This is a genomic window from Longicatena caecimuris (genome assembly GCF_018406465.1).
Taxonomy (GTDB): Bacteria; Bacillota_I; Bacilli_A; order Erysipelotrichales; family Erysipelotrichaceae; genus Longicatena; species Longicatena caecimuris.
In genome coordinates, this window is record NZ_AP024510.1 from 2,132,887 (window position 1) to 2,152,244 (window position 19,358).

Genomic DNA, 19,358 nt, shown 5'->3' on the forward strand with positions numbered 1-19,358 from the left:
CAACCTCAAGCATTTATACAAAAATTGCATAATCAGTGTCATTTATATAAAGAAAAAACCTCAAATAAGCTCATATGCCTATTTGAGGTTAATGACTTAATGATGGAACAGACGCACATGTGTCATACACATGGCGATATTATATTTATCGCAAGTCATAATCACATGATCATCACGAATAGAGCCACCCGCCTGTGCGATACAAGAGACACCACTCTTATGCGCACGCTCAATGTTATCACCAAATGGGAAGAACGCATCAGAACCTAACGCAACATTTTGTAAGGTTGCTAACCATGCTTTTTTCTCTTCTTTTGTAAAGGGTTCTGGTTTCGCCATAAACATCTCTTGCCACATGCCATCATTCAATAAATCTTCATAATCATCAGAAATATAAACATCAATCGCATTATCACGATCAGCTCTGCGAATGCCATCTTTAAATGGCAAGGTCAATACTTTTTCATGCTGACGAAGATACCAATTATCTGCCTTATTACCTGCTAAGCGGGTACAATGCACACGGGATTGCTGACCGGCTCCTATTCCCACAGCCTGACCATTTTTTACATAACATACGGAATTAGATTGTGTATATTTTAATGTAATCAAAGCTACTAATAAATCACGTTTTTGCTCAGCGCTCAACGTTTTGTTTTGGGTAGGAATTTCTGTAAATAAAGCATCACTAATTTTAATATTGTTTCGCCCTTGTTCAAAAGTAATACCAAAAACATCCTTTTGTTCAATAACTTCTGGCACATAAGATGGATCCATCTGAATCACAACATACTTCCCTTTTTTCTTTTTCTTTAAGATTGCTAATGCTTCTTTGGAAAAGGAAGGTGCTATAACACCATCACTGACTTCTTTTGATAAATACTTTGCACAAGCAGCGTCACATTCATCACTTAAAGCCGCAAAATCCCCATAGCTTGACATACGGTCACTGCCTCTGGCACGAATGTATGCACTTGCCATTGGTGTTAACTCCACATCATCCACAAAATACATCTGCTTTTCAACATCGTTTAACGCCACATAGACAGCAGCTCCGGCTGGTGATACATGTTTAAAGCTAGCCGCACTTGGCAATCCTGTAGCTTCTTTTAACTCCTTTACCAATTGCCAGCTGTTAAAAGCATCTAACAAATTGATGTATCCAGGATTTCCATTTAATATTGTGATAGGAAGTTCCCCTTCCTTCATGAAGATACGAGCAGGTTTCTGATTGGGATTACAACCATACTTTAATTCCATTTCTTTCATTATAATACTCCCTTCCGTTAAGAATTGAAAAAAGCCGACACTTCCAGACGTCAACAAACGCCCAGACGGTCGGCTTATCTAACATTATACTCCCTGTGGTCCATTCCACTTCCGTCAGTCATATAACTATGAAAACTTTATCATGCAATAAGAAATTCGTCAATCTTTTTAGCTTATTCAAACAATCTGTGTATCCTGTGCCACCTATATAAACAATAATGTTTTAAAGCATTACGGCTATCGGATAGCGCATAAAGCAAGCCTATTTCACAACTCTTTTATTTTGCAATCTTTACCTTTGTCCAATAATCAGAAATAATTTTCTTCACATCGGCATTATATTCAAAGATTTCATCTTTCGCATAACCCACACGAGGCAGATATGCATGATTGCCATCAAATTCTCCACCTTCACTGCTTGCCTCATCTAAAACCTCTTCATTGCTGGATGCATAACCGACAAACAGTGTGTTTTTCATACTTGCTTCATAATCTAAAAGGAAATTGATATAATCATTTGCCAGTTTTGGATTTTTAGCATTCTTAGGAATGACCATGGCATCACTCCACAAGTTCGTTCCTTCCTTTGGCATATAATAGTCCATATCTTCATTTTCACTTAAGATATATGCAGCATCTCCACTATACACTAATGCCATATCTTTATTGCCATTGATCATTGCATCAATAACTTCATCCGTCACAATTTCCGGATCCATGATATCGACTGCTTTGACCAACCAATCATAAGCATCTTTCAACTCTTTTTTATCACTTGTATTCATGGAATAGCCTAAGGCTTTTAATGCCATCATAAAGGAATCACGTTCTGAGTCATACATATAGATATGACCTTTATATTTCGTATTATGGAAAATATTGAAGCCTTCTTTTTCCAAATCAGTCTTATGAACTTTCTGCTTATTATAGACAATACCAACCGTTCCCCAGAAATATGGCGCACTGTAAGTATTATCTGGATCATATTGCAAGCCTTTGACACCTTTTGCTAGATTACTCAGATTAGGAATCATAGATTTATCTAAAGGCTGCAGCTGTTTCTCCTGAATCAGACGTTCAATCATGTAATCACTTGGTACTAATACATCATAAGATTCACCGCTTTGCAGCTTCGTATACATTAATTCATTTGAATCAAAGGTATCATAAACGATTTTTACACCAAATTTCTTTTCAAATGCCGCATTGACTTCAGGATCTAAATATTCCCCCCAATTATATACCTTTAAGGTATCGCTGCCATACTTAGCAATGGCATCTTCTGGTGAAGAAGAACCAACACCGCCTTTTAAAGCAACTAACACCGAACCAATGACTAATGTAAAGCATACAGCGATGATACCAAAAACTTTATTAGAAATTGGTCTTCCCTGTTTTTGACGTTTTTCTTTCACCATTGGTACTAAATTTACAAACAGCAATGTAATGGTAATCATTATAACAATTAGGGTAGATAAAGAATTGATGCTAGGATTGATACGTTTGCTCATCGTCCATACAAGGGTTGATATATTCTTTACCCCATTGCCTGTGACAAAGTAGGAAATGATGAAGTCATCAAAGGACATGGTAAAGGCTATTAAAGCACCGGAAACAATCCCCGGCATGATTTGAGGGACAATGACCTTCCACATGGCTTTGGCTGGTGTTGCACCAAGATCCATGGCAGCCTCTGCCAGATTAGGATCAAGACTTCTCAGCTTTGGCATGACGGATAAAATGACATAAGGTGTACAAAAAGCGATATGTGCCAATAACATCGTCAAAAAGCCTTTTTCCATATGCATGGAAACATAAAATAGCATTAAGCCTACCGCCGTAACAATTTCTGGATTCATAATCGGAAGATCATTAATCTGCTGTACAACCTCACGAACGATGCGTTTGGATTTTGATAAACCAATTGCCGTAATCGTACCGACGATCGTAGAGATGAATGTCGCAATCACAGCAGTGATCAATGTATAGTAAATAGCCTCCATCATATTGCGGTCAGAGAACATTTTCTCATACCATTGCAAAGAAAAGCCATCAAAGCTGGTAAGCGAACGACTGCCATTAAAGGAAAATACCAGCATATATAAAATCGGAAAATAGAAAAATACCAAAATGAGTCCGAGTATCAAGCGGCGGGAAAACTTTTTATTGTTCACTGTACATTCCCTCCTTTTCTAGCTCTGACGGTATCATCCCCTTTATCAAGACGACGGGTGATATACATACTGATCATGATGATAACGGCCATGATCATACTGATGGCGCTACCGAAATTCCATTCGCCAACCGTGATGAATTGATTTTCTATGACATTACCAATCATCATATAACCGCCTCCACCCATCAGCTTGGGAATGACAAAGCTGGAAACAGATGGCAAGAAAACAAGCGTGATACCAGAAACTACACCAGGGAGCGATAAAGGAAACGTAATATTTTTAAAGCGCTGGAAACGATTTGCCCCCAAATCATTTGCTGCTTCTAATAATGATTTATCCATTTTAGCTAAAGAGCTTTCGATTTGCAAAATCATAAAAGGGATAAAGTTATATACCATACCTAAGACAACGGCGAAATCAGTATATAATAATTTTGTTGGTTCTAGCCCAAAAAATGCTAGGATATGATTGATTAATCCATTATCAGCCAAGATACCGATCCATGCATACGTACGCACCAACATATTGATCCACATTGGAAGCGTCACTAACAAAATCAATAAGTTCCGTTTTTTAGGCGATGCCTGAGCAATCGCATACGCAACTGGATAACCAATACATACACATAACACTGTGGTAATTAACGAAATTCGTAAGGATAGCCACAATGTCTTTAAGAAGTCCGGGTCTGTAAAAAACTTCTTAAAATTATCAAATGTGAATTGTAAAGATACAACATCATTCCCCTGTTTAGTAAACGCATATAAGACAATCAACAACATCGGAATGACGATCATAGCGACCATCCATACAATGTATGGGATCGTTAAACGCTTAAATGTCTTCATGTGTTAAAATCCCATCTTACTCATGACATGAATATCTTCCGGGAAGAATGTTAGACCCACTTCTGCACCTTCTTCGGCAATATCCGTCGTATGAATCTTAAACTCACGACCCTGTGTACTAAAGGTAACCTGATACGTACCAGCTGTGATATGATCAGGATCAAAGTCATATTCCACATTTGAAATCTCTACATCACTTTCATCAGACAACTTCCAACTCTGTGCATTTGCCCATGTTTTTAAATCCGTATCTAAAGCTGCACTTTCCTTAATTTCATCCACAGTCTTAAAGAAATTAAATGCCGCAATGGCTTCATTCGCTTTAGGATTTTCCACATATTGCTGCTGCACAACAAAAACATCAATTGAGACACTGGTTCCATTGCTAGTAGCAAACGTTACCGGGTAAGTGCCAATTTCTTCTTTGATATCATATTCAATCTTTGAAATAGAAATATATTCATCTTCTTGGGTCTCCCAAGCCTGCGCATCTGCACGCGCAATAATTTCCGCATCGTTGAGATCTTTGACATCTTCGATATCCACATAGAAATCATTCGCAGATATTTTTTCACTGGCATCACTAGATGTGATATCGTGCTCCTTTGTTACCTGCATATTAACACTGACACTCGTTCCCGGAACGGTTTCCACCATAATTTCATAATGAACACCTTTAAATAATACCGATTTTACAATACCTGTCATTTTCCCATCTTCTTCTTTAACGATATCCAAATCTTCCGGACGGATGACGACATCCACCTGTTCTCTTTCTTTGAAACCAAAATCGACACAATCAAATACGATATCATCAAATTGCACCTTGTAATCTTCCAGCATCACGCCAGGAATAATATTACTTTCACCAATAAAGTTTGCCACGTAGCGATTTTCTGGTTCATTGTAAATATCCGTAGGTGTACCAACCTGCTGAATCTCCCCATCCTTCATGACAACAATCTTGTCTGACATGGTCAAAGCCTCTTCCTGATCATGAGTGACATAAATAAAAGTAATGCCGACTTCTTGCTGAATTTTCTTTAATTCATATTGCATCTCTTTACGCAGTTTCAGATCCAAAGCACCTAATGGCTCATCCAATAACAATACTTTTGGTTCATTTACTAATGCCCGCGCAATGGCAATACGCTGTTGTTGTCCTCCTGATAATAAAGTAACATCTTTCTTCTCAAAGCCCTCCAGATTAATTAATTTCAACATCTTTAAAACTTTTTGTTCAATGACATCCTTGCTCATCTTCTTGATTTTTAAACCAAAAGCGATATTGTCATATACATTCATGTGTGGAAATAACGCATATTTTTGAAACACAGTATTGAGCTCACGTTTATAAGGAGGCAATTGGGCAATATCCTCTCCATCGAAAATCACATGGCCTTCACTAGCCTCTAAAAAACCGCCTAAAATACGTAGCAATGTCGTTTTTCCACAACCACTTGGTCCAAGCAGCGTCACAAACTCATTTTCATAAATATCTAAGTTAATTCCCTTTAAAACAAGCTGTCCGTCAAAATCTTTGACGATATTCTTAAACTGAATCAGTTTTTTCTTTTCCATTTCCATATTGCATATCTCCTTTAAAATAACGGCGGTGTTGTAATCCACAGCACTTTAGCGTCATGTTTCCCTACATTACGAAGATAATGACGATACTTCCCATGAATATAGAAGGTTTCTCCTTTTTTAACCGGATACTCCTTCTCCCCATTAACCAGAAGAATACGTCCTTCCAGTACATAACCAAATTCTTCGCCATCATGAGGATCAAAAACCATACTGGTTTTATCCGCATGGAGTTCCAGCAGAATAGGTTCCATTTCATTTTTCTGCGCATTTGGTACGATCCAATGAATACAATATTCTTCATGCTCATCAATGAAATGATCTTGTTTGCTAAAAACGACCTTCGTTTGCTTGCTTTCCTTAAAGAATGAGGCAAGATCTGTTCCCAATGCTTCTAAGATATCTTCCAGCGTTGAGACCGAAGGGGACGTCAGATTACGCTCTACTTGTGATAAAAAACCTTTTGTTAATTCACTGCGTGAAGCCAGTTCTTCTAAGGTCAGATCATTTTGGATGCGCAAAGCCTTAATTTTTGCTCCGATATCCATGCCATTCCTCCTTTTTGTCAGTTTAGTAACACTAAACTTTTTGTATTATATTTCAAACAAGTGTATTATACATGTTTTTGTTAAGATTGCAATATATTTTAAACAAAAAGTTTGATATATTAAACAAGAAATTCCATAGCACCCTATTTCGCTATAGAGACACCTTTAAAACTATAGAATTTAAATATATTATTTTTCTTATCTCAACCTTTTCATAAGAAGATAGCATCATTTTTTAAAGAATATACATTATTCTTCCACATATATAATGGATTCTGTTTTTTTACCATTTATAATGGTATCTTAATAAGCTTATTCAATTCTATTTTATACTATATATAAATATGAAAGAGGTGTCGGTATGTTAAAGATAGGTGGTATCTTGCAAGCAAGGATGGTTCAAAAGGATATGAAACAAAAAGAATTAGCAAATCTTTTGAATGTAGATCAGCGGACAATCTCCAGTTATTGCAAGAATATCAGTTTCCCAAATCTGGAAACCTTATCAGCGATTTGTGAAATTTTGGAACTCGATTTAAATGAACTGCTGCAAATACATGCCAAAGGTAATGAAGAGCTGCTCATTCACGATGACATCGAATTATCTTTGCTGCAACATTTTCGTAAACTGCCCAATGGTAAAAAACGGGTTTTTGCCAAAAGCATGGCGCAGCTGATAACACTTTTGCATGAGGAAGAATAACTTATATAAGAACTTATAGCTTTTCCTTACGTAAAACTTTATCCATAATAAAAAGACAGTTTCTGTCTGGATAATGAAGAAATGTTAAGAAGAAATCTTATGGATTCGTTGTTTCTTGCCATAAGACTTCTTTTCGTACGCTTCATGTAACAGAAAAACTGTCATTTTCATAAAATAGATATCTTTTTTAAATTGCTCCGTATTCTTTCCGAATTTCTTCCCCGGTTTCCCAAATCGTTTTTACCGCCCTCAAAAACTTAGCACCGCGATTTGTCAAAGCATATTCAATTTGCATCGGTTTTACATTCTTATGAATAATGGTAGAAACTAAACCAAGGGCTGTTAATTCCTGCAAACCATCACGAATCATTAAACGGTTTTCCACTTTCATGTCCAATGCAATTCGCCCAATTTCTTTTTTACAGCTGTCTAGCTGCCGCAAAAGTTCACATAAATCTTCTCGTTGTAAAATAGCTATGCCTAAAGTGTAAGCATCCTTATACGTCATTACCTTCATATGATCAGCTCCTTATGGTGCTTATCCTAGCATTATTTTCCTATTTTTGACAATGTTTTTTTATTGAAATGACAAAACTTTTTAAAACGATTACTAACTAAGCATATTCTTACAAAAACCCATCTTTTAGAACTTCACATATTTTCACGTAATTCAAACATTTTTTACCTATAGTATTTTTTTATACTTATAGACGAGCAAGGGAAACACCTTGCTTGTATGTACTCATCATTCTCCCTAATGATAATTCATACAATTTTCTATCCCCTTAAATAATCATAATGATTTAGAAATCGCCGGTCCCCCCTTAACCGGCTTTTTCTATGTCTTTTTTCATCATGCATATCATTGGGTTCTTTTGTTAATATCCCTAAAGCTTAACATCAAAAAAGCAGCTTGCTTTCTCTTTCTTGAAATGCATACACTAGCTGCTTTTTTTCTTAATTTAAACATGCTTTTCCTATACAAGAAATTGCAGGAAATAATCAATTTGCTTCTTCCACCAATACCAATCATGGGAAACATCATAACCCCAGAAATCAATCCATACATCAATTTGCTTATCCGCATAAATCTGTTCCATATGATGTAGACTATTTTCACACTCCTGCTCCCAGGCGCCCTGACCACAGCATAAGATGACTTCAGACTGGCGATATAATTCCATATATGGATGATCTTCCTTCAGATTAGCTAAATAATCACTCGGTGAATTTTGATAAGTCAATTCATCATGATATTCATGGAAGAAGAAAGATGCATGATAAATACCGCTCATTGCCAGTACCTTATCAAATACATCCGGTCTTCTTAACATTGTGTTTAAAGCATGAAAAGCTCCCATGCTACATCCACATGTCATCATCTTATCATAGCTTTTACCACCATTATCAAAGGTACTGATTTCTTGAACACGCAAAACGAATTCATCCACGATGTAATGATACCAGCGTTCATGCAGCTCTATACGCTCTCTTGGATTTCCACCTTCATTTGACCAAGTTTCTTCATCAATACTATCCACACAGAAGAATTGAATTCTCCCTTGTTCAATAAACGCGCTTGCTGCATCAATCATACCGAAATTCTCAAAATCATAAAATCTGCCATTTTGTGCCGGAAAGACAATACATGGCTTCCCCGCATGTCCATACACCTTAAACTCCATGTCACGATTCAATTCATGGCTAAATTCCTTATAGTATGCTACCTTCATAAATTATCCCTCCTCATCGTATTATGATTTTGCAGCAGTTTTCTTAAAATGGATAAAAACGCATAGATACTTATATCATTTCGTCATATTCTTTTTATTATTATATCATAAAATACAACAATTCGTGGAATTATATATCATTTCCTATCCTAAGAATAAACAAGAGAAAACAGGCATTTGGCCTGTTGTTAGGATCTTCTTACCTTATCCGGATGATACGTATATAATTCGCTGACCGTAACAAGTTGAAATCCCTTCTCCTGCAGTTTTGGAATTAAAATGATAGCCGCTTGTGCACTTGTATCATACAAGTCATGCATCAATATAATATCTCCATCCTTCACTTGTTTCATTACTCGCTCTACAATGACCTTCGTATTGCGATCCTTCCAATCTCGTGTATCCAATGACCATGTGACGATGCGTTTGCCCTGCGCACACTGCATAACGGTATCATTTTTCGAACCATATGGCGGACGAATAACATTCGGATAGGTTCTCGTTATTCCATAAATAGATTCTTGCGTAGCTGCGATTTCCTCTTCGATATTCGCCTTGGATAAAGTTGTCAGCTGTTTATGCGAAAACGTATGATTGCCGATCTCATTTCCTTCCAACACCATGCGTTGTAACAAATTGGGAGCATTGGCAGCATTTGATCCTAAAACAAAGAAAGTCGCACTGCCATGATATTGTTTTAGTGCATCTAATATGGCGGCAGTATAGCGTTTACTAGGACCATCATCAAACGTCAAAGCAACCATCGGTTTTTGGGGATCAATATTTTTCACAGGTTCATTTAATATATCTTCATATGGTACTACCGTAGGAATCGTTTCACTGCTTAATGCGGTTTTTCCTTTTAATTTCTCATAAGGACACTCATATGTTGCTGTTGTATCAAATAATGTATGAGGTGGAAAATAAAAAACCATAGCATCCTTTTTTAGCACAAAATGCGCATAATTCTCCATCAAGGCTGCACTATGCGTCCGAAAAGCATCACGGTCACAAGCCTTTGGTGCATGCTTTTGAAAATACTGTATGACGTCTGCTGAAAGCTGTGTCAAAGCATCTTCACTTAAAAAATCTTCAATCGTTAAAAAAGTGTTTTGTTTTGTATCATAAACCATGGTTTCAACGGTCTCGTTTTTTTGATACAATACCTCATAAAATAATAATTTTACTGACAAATAACGATTATCTTTTACATACGATTCATAGCTCACATTGAATTCCGGTTTCCTTGTTTCTTTCATCTTTACCGCTTGTTTAATAAAGGATGATTCATAGGAATGTATGAGTTCTTTTATTCTTTTGTTCATTTTTGGATAGGATGTTTCAGGGTATTGGACACTTTTCACATAGGCATCTTCCACTGCCAACTGCTGTTGTCGCTTACCCACTTCCTGTTGCGGATTGCTGTTTTGCGCAATCTCTTTTTGCGAGCATCCCCACAACAAAAGGCATAGGAAAGGGCATACAATTTTTCTAAGTTTCATGTTTTCTCACCTGCTCATAAAAGTATATGGAAAAAACCGCATAAAAATGCGAAAAAAATTGTAATTCCACCCATTTCGGTATATGATAATACATGGTCATAAAGGTGGAATATATATATGAGTGAAAAAGAAAAAATTATAAATATTGCGGTTATCGCGCATGTAGATGCCGGTAAATCGACATTAGTTGATGCTTTCCTGCGTCAAAGTGATGTCTTTCGCAGTAATGAAGAAGTTGTCGACTGCGTCATGGATAGCAATGATTTGGAAAGAGAACGTGGTATCACGATTTATTCTAAAAACTGCTCTGTCATTCATGACGGTGTAAAAATTAATATTGTGGATACGCCAGGCCATGCGGATTTTTCCAGTGAAGTAGAACGTATCATTAAGACCGTTGATACTGTTATCTTACTGGTTGATTCCAGTGAAGGACCTATGCCACAAACGCGATTTGTCTTAAGTAAATCCTTAGAGATGGGCTTGCGCCCGATTTTGTTGATCAATAAGATTGATAAAAAAGACGCTCGTCCTCAAGAAGTTGTCGATGAAGTATACGAACTGTTCTTGGACTTAAATGCCAGCGATGAACAATTGGACTTCCCAATCCTGTATGGGATTGCGAAACAAGGTATTGTTCAATATGATTTGGATACCCCTAGTGATTCTATTGAGCCATTATTCAAAACGATTTTAAAACATTGTGATGTTTATCCAGATCTGGATAATGAACCATTACAGATGCAAGTATCTGCTTTAGCTTATGATGAATATATCGGACGTTTAGGTATCGGACGTATTTACCAAGGTGTATTAAAACCACAGACACAATATGTGGTATGTGATTCCTTTGGACATGAACGTACCAATACAACAAGTCAGATTTTCGTATATCGTGGCTTAAGCCGTGTTTCCGTTGAAGAAGCGCATAGCGGTGATATCGTTGTTATTGCCGGTATTGCGGATATTTCCATCGGTGAGACCTTATGTGAAAAAGATCATGTGATGCCATTGGAAAGCATTCATGTGGAAGAGCCAACCTTAAGTATGAACTTTATTGTCAATAAATCTCCATTCGCAGGACAAAGCGGTAAGTTTGTTACTTCCCGTAATTTAAAAGAACGTTTAGAAAAAGAACTAGAAGTAAACGTTGGTTTAAAAGTAGAGCCTACAGACAGTGGTGATTGCTTTAAAGTCAGCGGGCGCGGAGAATTACATATTTCTGTCTTATTAGAACAGATGCGCCGTGAGGGCTATGAAGTCGCTGTATCAAAACCAGAAGTCATTCTGCATAAAGATGAAAATGGGAAAACGGTAGAACCCGTGGAAGAAGTTGTCGCTATTGCCCCGGAAGAATATAGTGGAACCATTATTAATAAATTGAACCTAAGAAAAGGCACAATGGTGGATATGGTTGAAGAAAATGGCTATGTCCGTATTACTTATGAAGCACCTACACGCGGCTTATTAGGTTATCGCAGTGAATTTATTAACGATACACGTGGAGAAGGTACTTTAGTACGCCGTATCAAAGGTTACACACCATATAAAGGTGAAATCACCCAACGTGCAAACGGTGCTATGATTTCAACCGATACCGGTGGTGCCATGACGTATGCCTTATGGAATTTGCAAGAACGCGGAACCCTCTTTATTTCACCACAGACGGAAGTGTATGAAGGTATGATCATTGGTGAATCCGCACGTAATGTTGATATGGATGTAAATCCTTTGAAAAATAAAAAACTAACCGCTATTCGTTCCTCTGGCAACGATGAAGCAATGCGTTTGACTCCGCCAAGAGAAATGACATTAGAAGAAGCATTAGAATGGATCAATGATGATGAATTAGTAGAAATCACACCAGACTGTATCCGTCTACGTAAAAAAGGCTTAAAGCCGCATGAACGCCGCCAATACTATCGTGATCGTATGGCTGCTGAAGAAAACTTATAAAAATAAAAACCCCAAACGGGAAATAAGGATGCATTTGCTTATCCCAATAAATGTTGATGCATACCTTCTCAGATGGGGTTTTTCTTAATCCTTTTTATCAAAGCTTTGCGATAAAACAGCTCTTGCATACGTTTGCTTCCTCAAAAAAAGATGTGCTATCCTTTGCACATCTTATGTTCGTTTATCAAATTTTGTATGACATTTTGGACAAGTAATTGTAATTTCGCCCTTACCTTTTGGTACCCGTAATTCCTGTTTACAACTAGGACATTTATAATACTTATGTGTCTTACGATCCTGAAAACGGTTTTTTTTCTTACGAAACCACATACGAATCGGATACGTCTTCTGCAGATATAAAGTATTCTCTGCACTTCGTTTATATGTTTTACGCGAAAGTATGCGAAACCAACACCAGATAATCAATATTGTAGATAAGTACGTAATCATGCTATTTTGCATGATCATTCCTATCATCGTTACAATGAAATATAAAACAAGAATAGCGAATGACAGTTGGTCAACACCATATCTTCCACGCATAAAATTCTGAAACCATTTCATGTTGAAAACTCCCTTCATCATGTAGGGTATTATATCACTATTTCATTATATTCTCCAGTTTTCCTTCTATATTTGAAAGTTTCACATAATTGTGAAAGAACCTTGTGCTTCTTGTAATTACGAATACACCACAAATACGTATGATAGATATCATCATCTATAAACGCAATTGCATATGCATTGACAATCCCCAAAAACAATGCTATCATAACAACGACAAAAACTTCAGGGTCGGGTGAAATTCCCAATCGGCGGTAAACCCCGCAAGCCGTAACTGGCAGGAACCGTGTGCAATTCCGGTGGCGACAGTATAGTCTGGATGAAAGAAGTATAGTGTCTTTTTGATATTCCCTAAAGGTTTTGTTGAAAACCTTTTTTTGTTGTTTTCACAGCAGAAAAAGGCTAACAAGGATGGCTCTATCAGCCAAAGGAGGAATAACATGTCAGCTTATGTTTCAACAAAAAAACAGATGAGTATGCAAACAATCGCCAAAATCAGCATGCTAGGAGCTCTAGCCTGCGTCTTGATGATGTTTGAAATCCCATTGCCTATCGCTCCACCATTTTATAAGATTGATTTTAGTGAAGTTGTTGTATTAATCGGCGGTTTTGCCATGGGTCCATGGGCAGCAGTTGCCATTGAGGGATTAAAAGTCGTTTTAAACCTTTTATTAAATGGTACGATTACCATGGGAGTTGGTGAATTTGCTAATTTTCTAATTGGCTGTGCCCTGGTCGTACCGGCAACCGTTTTTTATCAACATGAAAAAACAAAGAAAAATGCTTTGATTGGCCTAATCATGGGAACGATCATTATGACACTAGTCGGGGCATTGGTTAATTATTTTATCTTAGTTCCTGCTTATGCCTATTTTATGAGTCCTGCCATTACGATGGAAATCATTATTGGAATGGGAGCTGCTATCTTCCCCAATATTCATGGATTGCTTGGCTTAGTACTTTTATGTGTCGTTCCATTCAATATTATAAAAGGCGTTTTAGTGAGTTCCATCGTCTTTGTTTCTTATAAAAAAGTAGCTCCATTATTAAAACGTTCCTAAGCAAAAAAACGATGTTTTGAAGTGACTTGAATCCCCTTTATTTGGTTAATTATAAACTATGGGGTTGACTTCAAAATAAACATCGTTTTTTTATTTATTGCTTTTCCTTCTTCAAAAATCTTTATACATTATATCTTATACTAACTGTTCTTTTCAAATACCAATTCCTGACAACTCAATTCAAAAGCACACGCTTGTACGATATCGCGTATATAAGCGTTTCTTACATCAATATCCCCAATGATCGTAGAAACGCTCTTTTCTTTAGCTGCTAATGCGCAAGCCGCCTGTAACAACACTTTTCCTAAGCCCTGAGCTCGAAAAGCAGGGTGCACTGCCAAATATCCGATACCACGATACTTTTCACTAGACGTATTTAAAAAGACGATTCCAGCAGGAGTACCATTCACAAACAACATTTGCCGATACGTAAGAGGTTCTTGCTCGATTAGTTCTGTAAATAGCTTGACCGCTGCTTTATATCGCCCATATCGTATAGCATCTTTCCTTATAGAACGATCTTGATTCTGCTCATAACATGCCTGTATCATCTCAATAAATAAGGTATCCTCAACATCTCTGCCATCACGAAGATCTGCTTTTATAGGATAAGCATAAGGTTGACAAATATAACTCTCTTTTTCCTGGGTAATTACAAAATCTGACAATAAAAGACTAGTTTTGACAAGTTCATGATTGCTTTTATCGGAATATAAATGTATTACGATATGTTTCTCATGAATTCTATTACAAGCTTCCTTAAGAAAGCCAACCGCTCTTTCAACAGGTATTTTTTCCAGTGTCAGATATGTCAAATAGCGATTCAGAATTATTCTGCCATAGATTCGTTGCCCTTCTTTTAAAATTAGGCAATCTTCCATATTCAGACTACCTCGGTGAAACTCCTCAGATAATGCTTCATTTTGCGCGTTACTGCTAGCTGCCATATGACATACAGCAAATAGTTCATCCTTTGTTGAAACAATTTTTATTTCCATGAAATTCCCTTCTCATCCACCCATAAAAAAACATGTATCCATTTCTGAATAACATGCTATTTTACACTTGGTTTAAGAAAAGCTTCATAGGGTGGATGTGCATGTCAGATTCAGAAATAAGTAAATCGTTTATCTTCATCGCACATCACCTCACTTTATTATCATAATTATAACATGCTTTTTATGAATCTTCAATGACCTTACCTTGCTACCTTAAAGCAATAAGAAAAAACTTCTTTTTTATCATCAAACATCATGATCTATTCTGTAAGATCGTTTATGTATTATGTATCATCTCTCTTTGATGCAAACACGTAAGATACGATCCATCAGTACAAGCAAAAAAATCATCCAGCCTGTCCACGCAAACATGCCAATCATATCGAAATTCAAACGACATAAATTTAACTCTCGACCAATTCCTTCCTGCATGCCCCCTAGAATCTCTGCCATGACTCCGACCTTAAACGCTAAAGACATCCCTGCTGACAGACTAGCCTCAATGCTAGGACGCAATAAAGGTAAGTATACACGTCGAATTTCATAACTTTCCTTTTCCGGATAAAGTTTCATGACTTCCATTAAATCTTTATCCATATGCAAAAGGGCACTAAATAGATTACTGTATATTACCGGAAACAGAATAAGAAATAAAATCAATATCACTGCAATACTGCGGGCAAAGATAATTAAGACAATTAAGATATAAGAAATATTAGGAACACTTCTTGTTAATAAAAGGAATGGATAAAATAAATCACGGAAGATATGAGAACGATAACTTAAATATGCACAAAACAACGCAAAAAGAAATGCTATAATCAGTCCTGCAAAACCACGCAGCAAAGTAACCTCTAACGTTGTATAGAAAGAAACAGAAAAAACTTGGGTACTCATACGTTGTACCACTTGCCATGGATATGGAACCAGCATATCATTATCCTTTACCATGGCAAAGACTTGCCAAAAAAGTAAAAGAATTGTTGCGGCAGCTATTGTGCGATATCTTTGATGGCGTTTCATTACTTCTTCTCCTTGATAAACAATAAGTCTTCATTATCAACCTGAAATGCTAGTTCCTCTTGTAAATAAGAAATGATTTGTTCCTCACGCAAAATAATAGGTGTTCTATTATGAATCTGCGCCATCGCATCTGAGGCTTCTCCTGTTACAATCACGAATTCTTTTTTTTCGTTATATATTCCTGCCAAGTAGAATAACGGCATGTCTTGTTTACGAATATAAATCTTCTGCTTCCCATTTCCTGTCTTTACCCACTCATAAAACCCATTGCAAGGTATCAAACAGCGTTTCTTTAAATAAGGCGCAAATGTTTTTTTCTGCTCTATTCCTTCCTTACGGGCATTGATCAAACGTTTTCCTTGATACCCTTCCATGCCCCATTTCATAACATCCACATCATAATCATTTTCTCCACGTGTTAATACCAGTGCTTTTTGTGATGGAAACACTTCTTCCCGAGCATATTCAAATAAAGCCTTTTGTTCTACCTTATATTGCAAACGTTGAAAAGGTACACTATCCTCAAAGGCAAAGTAATAACGTCCACACATGATCATCACCTCCTATCTAACCATTAGCTTACAGCAACTTCTTCCTTTTTCAATTTTGCGACTTCTTCTGGTATCCAATCTTCACCATATTCCTGTGCTAACGCCTGTTCATAGTATTGGATAGCCTCTTCCTTCCTATCCGCTTTCGCCAATACTTCTGCCATGCTAGCGAAAATCCAACCATCCTTTCTTCCCAACTGCATCGCTGTTGTAAAGTCACAAATTGCATCTTCTAACTCATCTAATTGGTAATGACACCATCCGGACATCGAAGGATGCATCGCATTCTTAGGTTCTTTTTTTCTAGCCTTTACAAAATATTCAAGGGCTTTTTCATATTCTTGCAGTTGCAAATAATTCCAACCCAACTCGCCATAAGCCCAGCCATCTGCACCAAAACGCTTCAATCGTTTCGATAATACTTCGATTGCCTTGCGTTCCTTACCATCTCGCCCCAGATTCCATGCATATAAATCAAACATATCCATGCCTTGTTCTCCATGCGATAAACAAAACTCACAAGCATTTTCAGCATGTTCATAATCTCCTAAATCACTATAACAACGGGCAAAATGATACATTAACCACATATCATCCTTCTTTTCTTTTTCAGCCCGCTTTAAAAATGCTAATTTCTTTTTCCAATCCCGCTGCTTGTGCGCTATCCAAATCATTTCCTGATAAATCCAATAATGCTCTTTCTCTCGATGAATGGCCTTTTCGTAGTAAGATAATGCACGATCATAATGTGCATTTGCATGCTCCATATCATCTAATAAACGATAGGCATCTCCCATTAGGGCATGTAAGCTCGTATCATCTTTCCCGGCAGCTTCCGCTTTTTTTAAATGTTCTAGAGCATCCTTTGCACGATGTAAAGATATGTACGCATTCGCAATCTGAAATTCCTTCCATGGTTCATGTTCTTTCTCATGGATTTTTTCCAAATATTGAATTTCACTCTCATAATCTTCTTTTTGATGATAGAAATTTGCTAAATCAAAACAAGCGTCACTATCTGGATCTAATTGATAGCTTTTTAAATAATACTCCAATGCCTGCTCCTTTTTATCAAGTGATAGATAACAAGATGCAGCTTGAGCTAAAAGCCATGTATTATTAGGATCGTCCAATAATGCATCTTCAAAGCAATTCACAGCCTGCTCATATTCATGAGCTTCTTTGAAGCACCATCCAATCTCGCCATGAATCCATGCTTCATCAAATCCAAGCTCTAAAGCTGTCAATAACTCCTCCATGCCTTCTTTGATTCTTCCTTGCCGATCATAACAAAAGCCTAGCTGTGAATGCATCCATCCATCTTCCCCAAACTGATGAATACCTTTCAGCAGATAGATTTCCGCCTCTTGATAACGTTCCATATGATTTAATAGCCATCCCATATTTCCATAATAAAAAGGATCATCTAACGCATATATTTTATATTTCTCCAGCAGAATACGAGCATCTTCTAGTCGATTTTCAGCTAGTAGATCCGCAAATTCTTGTTTATAATCCAAACTCATCACCATCCACTTGTTTTCGTATCTTTATTATATCTCAAATAGAAGATAAAGAAAAGAAAAGCGATTTCTCACAGAAACCACTTAACTAAGAATTTGTAAAATACTTCCAGTGACAAGAGCAATTATAAATAATATACCAAGTATACGGCAAATATCCTTTTTATTATCATACATCTTAAATAACACTAGTAATCCCAATCCAGCACTCGTAATCAGTCCCGCAGTTAATGCACCAAAGCTCACAACACCGTCAATAAACAGTTGTGATAAAATAACGCTGGCAGCACAATTGGGAATGAATCCGACAAGCGACGCAAATAAAGGTTGCAAGAAACTTCCAGCACCTAAAAATTGTGCTAATGCTTCTTCACCAAACTCATGAATGATGAAGGATATGATAAAATTCACACAGAAAATAAAGAGAAAGATTTTCAGTGTATGTAAGAATGCAATCGCAAAGATGGATGGATGTTTTTTCTGTTCTTCATCACAGTGCTCATGAATGTCATGTAAAGGATGATTTTCCTTCAAGTGATGCTGTTTCACTAATAGATCTATTAAGTACCCTGAAATGCATCCAATCACCAGTTTTACTGCAATCACCTGCAACAATACATCTAATTGATTAGGTTGCGCAATTAAAATAGGAATAGCTTCATCACTAGTTGATACAAAAACTGCTATCAACGTACCAAGAGTGATAGAACCATTCATATATAAACCACCTGCAATAACAGAAAAACCGCATTGTGGTACAATACCTAGCACAGAACCAACCAGTGGACCAAATCGTCGGGTTCCAGCTAATAAACGTTGCATCTTATCATTGCTTTTATGTTCAAGATATTCCATAAATACATAAGCTGCGTATAAAAAAGGTAGCATACTCAACGTATCATGTAAAACATCAGTTAAAAGATCCTGCATGTTGATTCTCCTTTCGCATCACTTAGCAATTTTACCACTTTTCGATTATTTATACCAGTAGTATGAGTTCTTTATGAATTACTTAAATTAAATCCTATCAGCGAATCAGGCAAGTTGCATCTTTGTTGAAAAAACATGAAATTTGATGCCATTGGTTTCGCTCACATAAGGAATGTGTTTGGATTTCTTTCTCTATATAGAAAAAAACCTGTCCTTCTCAGAACAGGTCTTCCTACCTGGCAACGTGCTATCTTTACTGGAGCTCGTCCAGCTATTGTCGCCGCTGAAGTGCTTAACTTCTGTGTTCGGGATGAGTACAGGTGTGTCCACTTCGCTTTCATCACCAGATCGCTTGAGGTCTCTCCCTCAAAACTGAATAACAGTC

Annotated in this window: 17 protein-coding genes, 1 rRNA gene and 2 riboswitches; of the genes, 3 read left to right on the forward strand and 15 right to left on the reverse strand. The window is 37.0% G+C overall.

Going from position 1 to position 19,358, the window contains the following annotated elements; all coding sequences use genetic code 11:
- Nucleotides 1–96: 96 nt before the first annotated feature.
- From KJS44_RS10110 to KJS44_RS10130, 5 genes are all read right to left on the reverse strand, one after another.
- Entirely contained in the window at nucleotides 97–1,269 is a 1,173-nt protein-coding gene (locus tag KJS44_RS10110) for a phosphoribosylaminoimidazolecarboxamide formyltransferase (protein ID WP_008687580.1), read from the reverse strand.
- Nucleotides 1,270–1,321: 52 nt separating this feature from the next.
- A riboswitch (ZMP/ZTP riboswitch) is annotated at nucleotides 1,322–1,401 on the reverse strand.
- A gap of 146 nt (nucleotides 1,402–1,547) precedes the next feature.
- Nucleotides 1,548–3,443, reverse strand: coding sequence for an extracellular solute-binding protein (locus KJS44_RS10115; RefSeq protein WP_008687579.1), 1,896 nt, complete (start codon nucleotides 3,441–3,443; stop codon nucleotides 1,548–1,550).
- Nucleotides 3,440–4,294 (reverse strand): ABC transporter permease, encoded by an 855-nt coding sequence (locus tag KJS44_RS10120; protein WP_008687578.1) that lies wholly within the window; start codon nucleotides 4,292–4,294, stop codon nucleotides 3,440–3,442. Before KJS44_RS10120 ends, KJS44_RS10115 begins: the two co-directional genes overlap by 4 nt.
- 3 nt (nucleotides 4,295–4,297) lie before the next feature.
- A complete protein-coding gene (locus tag KJS44_RS10125; protein WP_008687577.1) occupies nucleotides 4,298–5,881 on the reverse strand; it encodes an ABC transporter ATP-binding protein in 1,584 nt (527 codons plus the stop codon).
- Nucleotides 5,882–5,895: 14 nt separating this feature from the next.
- Nucleotides 5,896–6,429 (reverse strand): helix-turn-helix domain-containing protein, encoded by a 534-nt coding sequence (locus KJS44_RS10130; protein WP_008687576.1) that lies wholly within the window; start codon nucleotides 6,427–6,429, stop codon nucleotides 5,896–5,898.
- 361 nt (nucleotides 6,430–6,790) lie between these two features.
- Here KJS44_RS10130 and KJS44_RS10135 point away from each other — a divergent pair, with 361 nt between their 5' ends.
- Entirely contained in the window at nucleotides 6,791–7,132 is a 342-nt protein-coding gene (locus KJS44_RS10135) for a helix-turn-helix domain-containing protein (protein WP_008687575.1), read from the forward strand.
- A gap of 187 nt (nucleotides 7,133–7,319) precedes the next feature.
- On the opposite strand, the gene KJS44_RS10140 is transcribed toward KJS44_RS10135, so the two are convergent.
- The 3 genes from KJS44_RS10140 to KJS44_RS10150 all read right to left on the reverse strand — a co-directional run bounded on the left by KJS44_RS10140 (nucleotide 7,320) and on the right by KJS44_RS10150 (nucleotide 10,367).
- On the reverse strand, nucleotides 7,320–7,649 hold the full coding sequence (locus KJS44_RS10140; protein ID WP_008687573.1) for a winged helix-turn-helix transcriptional regulator: 330 nt from the start codon (nucleotides 7,647–7,649) through the stop codon (nucleotides 7,320–7,322).
- Between the two features lie 460 nt (nucleotides 7,650–8,109).
- Nucleotides 8,110–8,865 carry an esterase family protein gene (locus KJS44_RS10145; RefSeq protein WP_008687572.1) on the reverse strand — a complete coding sequence of 252 codons (756 nt, stop codon included), beginning with the start codon at nucleotides 8,863–8,865 and terminating at the stop codon, nucleotides 8,110–8,112.
- A gap of 188 nt (nucleotides 8,866–9,053) precedes the next feature.
- Nucleotides 9,054–10,367, reverse strand: coding sequence for a polysaccharide deacetylase family protein (locus KJS44_RS10150; protein WP_008687570.1), 1,314 nt, complete (start codon nucleotides 10,365–10,367; stop codon nucleotides 9,054–9,056).
- 117 nt (nucleotides 10,368–10,484) lie between these two features.
- Here KJS44_RS10150 and typA point away from each other — a divergent pair, with 117 nt between their 5' ends.
- The gene (gene typA, locus KJS44_RS10155; RefSeq protein WP_008687568.1) at nucleotides 10,485–12,323 is read left to right on the forward strand and encodes a translational GTPase TypA; all 1,839 of its coding nucleotides are present in this window, start codon (nucleotides 10,485–10,487) and stop codon (nucleotides 12,321–12,323) included.
- A gap of 171 nt (nucleotides 12,324–12,494) precedes the next feature.
- Here the strand turns inward: typA and KJS44_RS10160 are convergent, their stop codons facing one another.
- Nucleotides 12,495–12,887: a hypothetical protein gene (locus KJS44_RS10160; protein WP_008687565.1), complete on the reverse strand. Its 393-nt coding sequence runs from the start codon at nucleotides 12,885–12,887 to the stop codon at nucleotides 12,495–12,497.
- A gap of 217 nt (nucleotides 12,888–13,104) precedes the next feature.
- Nucleotides 13,105–13,222, forward strand: a riboswitch (FMN riboswitch).
- A 105-nt stretch (nucleotides 13,223–13,327) separates the two neighbouring features.
- On the opposite strand from KJS44_RS10160, the gene KJS44_RS10165 reads away from it, so the two are divergent.
- The gene (locus KJS44_RS10165) at nucleotides 13,328–13,948 is read left to right on the forward strand and encodes an ECF transporter S component (RefSeq protein ID WP_008687560.1); all 621 of its coding nucleotides are present in this window, start codon (nucleotides 13,328–13,330) and stop codon (nucleotides 13,946–13,948) included.
- Between the two features lie 140 nt (nucleotides 13,949–14,088).
- Here KJS44_RS10165 and KJS44_RS10170 read toward each other — a convergent pair whose 3' ends face one another.
- From KJS44_RS10170 to rrf, 6 genes are all read right to left on the reverse strand, one after another.
- Nucleotides 14,089–14,946, reverse strand: a complete 858-nt coding sequence (locus KJS44_RS10170; RefSeq protein ID WP_008687559.1) for a GNAT family N-acetyltransferase — start codon at nucleotides 14,944–14,946, stop codon at nucleotides 14,089–14,091.
- A 291-nt stretch (nucleotides 14,947–15,237) separates the two neighbouring features.
- A complete protein-coding gene (locus tag KJS44_RS10175; protein WP_008687557.1) occupies nucleotides 15,238–15,969 on the reverse strand; it encodes an ABC transporter permease in 732 nt (243 codons plus the stop codon).
- On the reverse strand, nucleotides 15,969–16,520 hold the full coding sequence (locus KJS44_RS10180) for an SOS response-associated peptidase (protein WP_008687552.1): 552 nt from the start codon (nucleotides 16,518–16,520) through the stop codon (nucleotides 15,969–15,971). Before KJS44_RS10180 ends, KJS44_RS10175 begins: the two co-directional genes overlap by 1 nt.
- 23 nt (nucleotides 16,521–16,543) lie before the next feature.
- Nucleotides 16,544–18,046 carry a tetratricopeptide repeat protein gene (locus tag KJS44_RS10185; RefSeq protein WP_008687550.1) on the reverse strand — a complete coding sequence of 501 codons (1,503 nt, stop codon included), beginning with the start codon at nucleotides 18,044–18,046 and terminating at the stop codon, nucleotides 16,544–16,546.
- A gap of 81 nt (nucleotides 18,047–18,127) precedes the next feature.
- Nucleotides 18,128–18,973 (reverse strand): putative manganese transporter, encoded by an 846-nt coding sequence (locus KJS44_RS10190; RefSeq protein ID WP_008687548.1) that lies wholly within the window; start codon nucleotides 18,971–18,973, stop codon nucleotides 18,128–18,130.
- A 234-nt stretch (nucleotides 18,974–19,207) separates the two neighbouring features.
- Nucleotides 19,208–19,321: ribosomal RNA gene (rrf, locus tag KJS44_RS10195) — 5S ribosomal RNA — on the reverse strand.
- Nucleotides 19,322–19,358 lie beyond the last annotated feature (37 nt).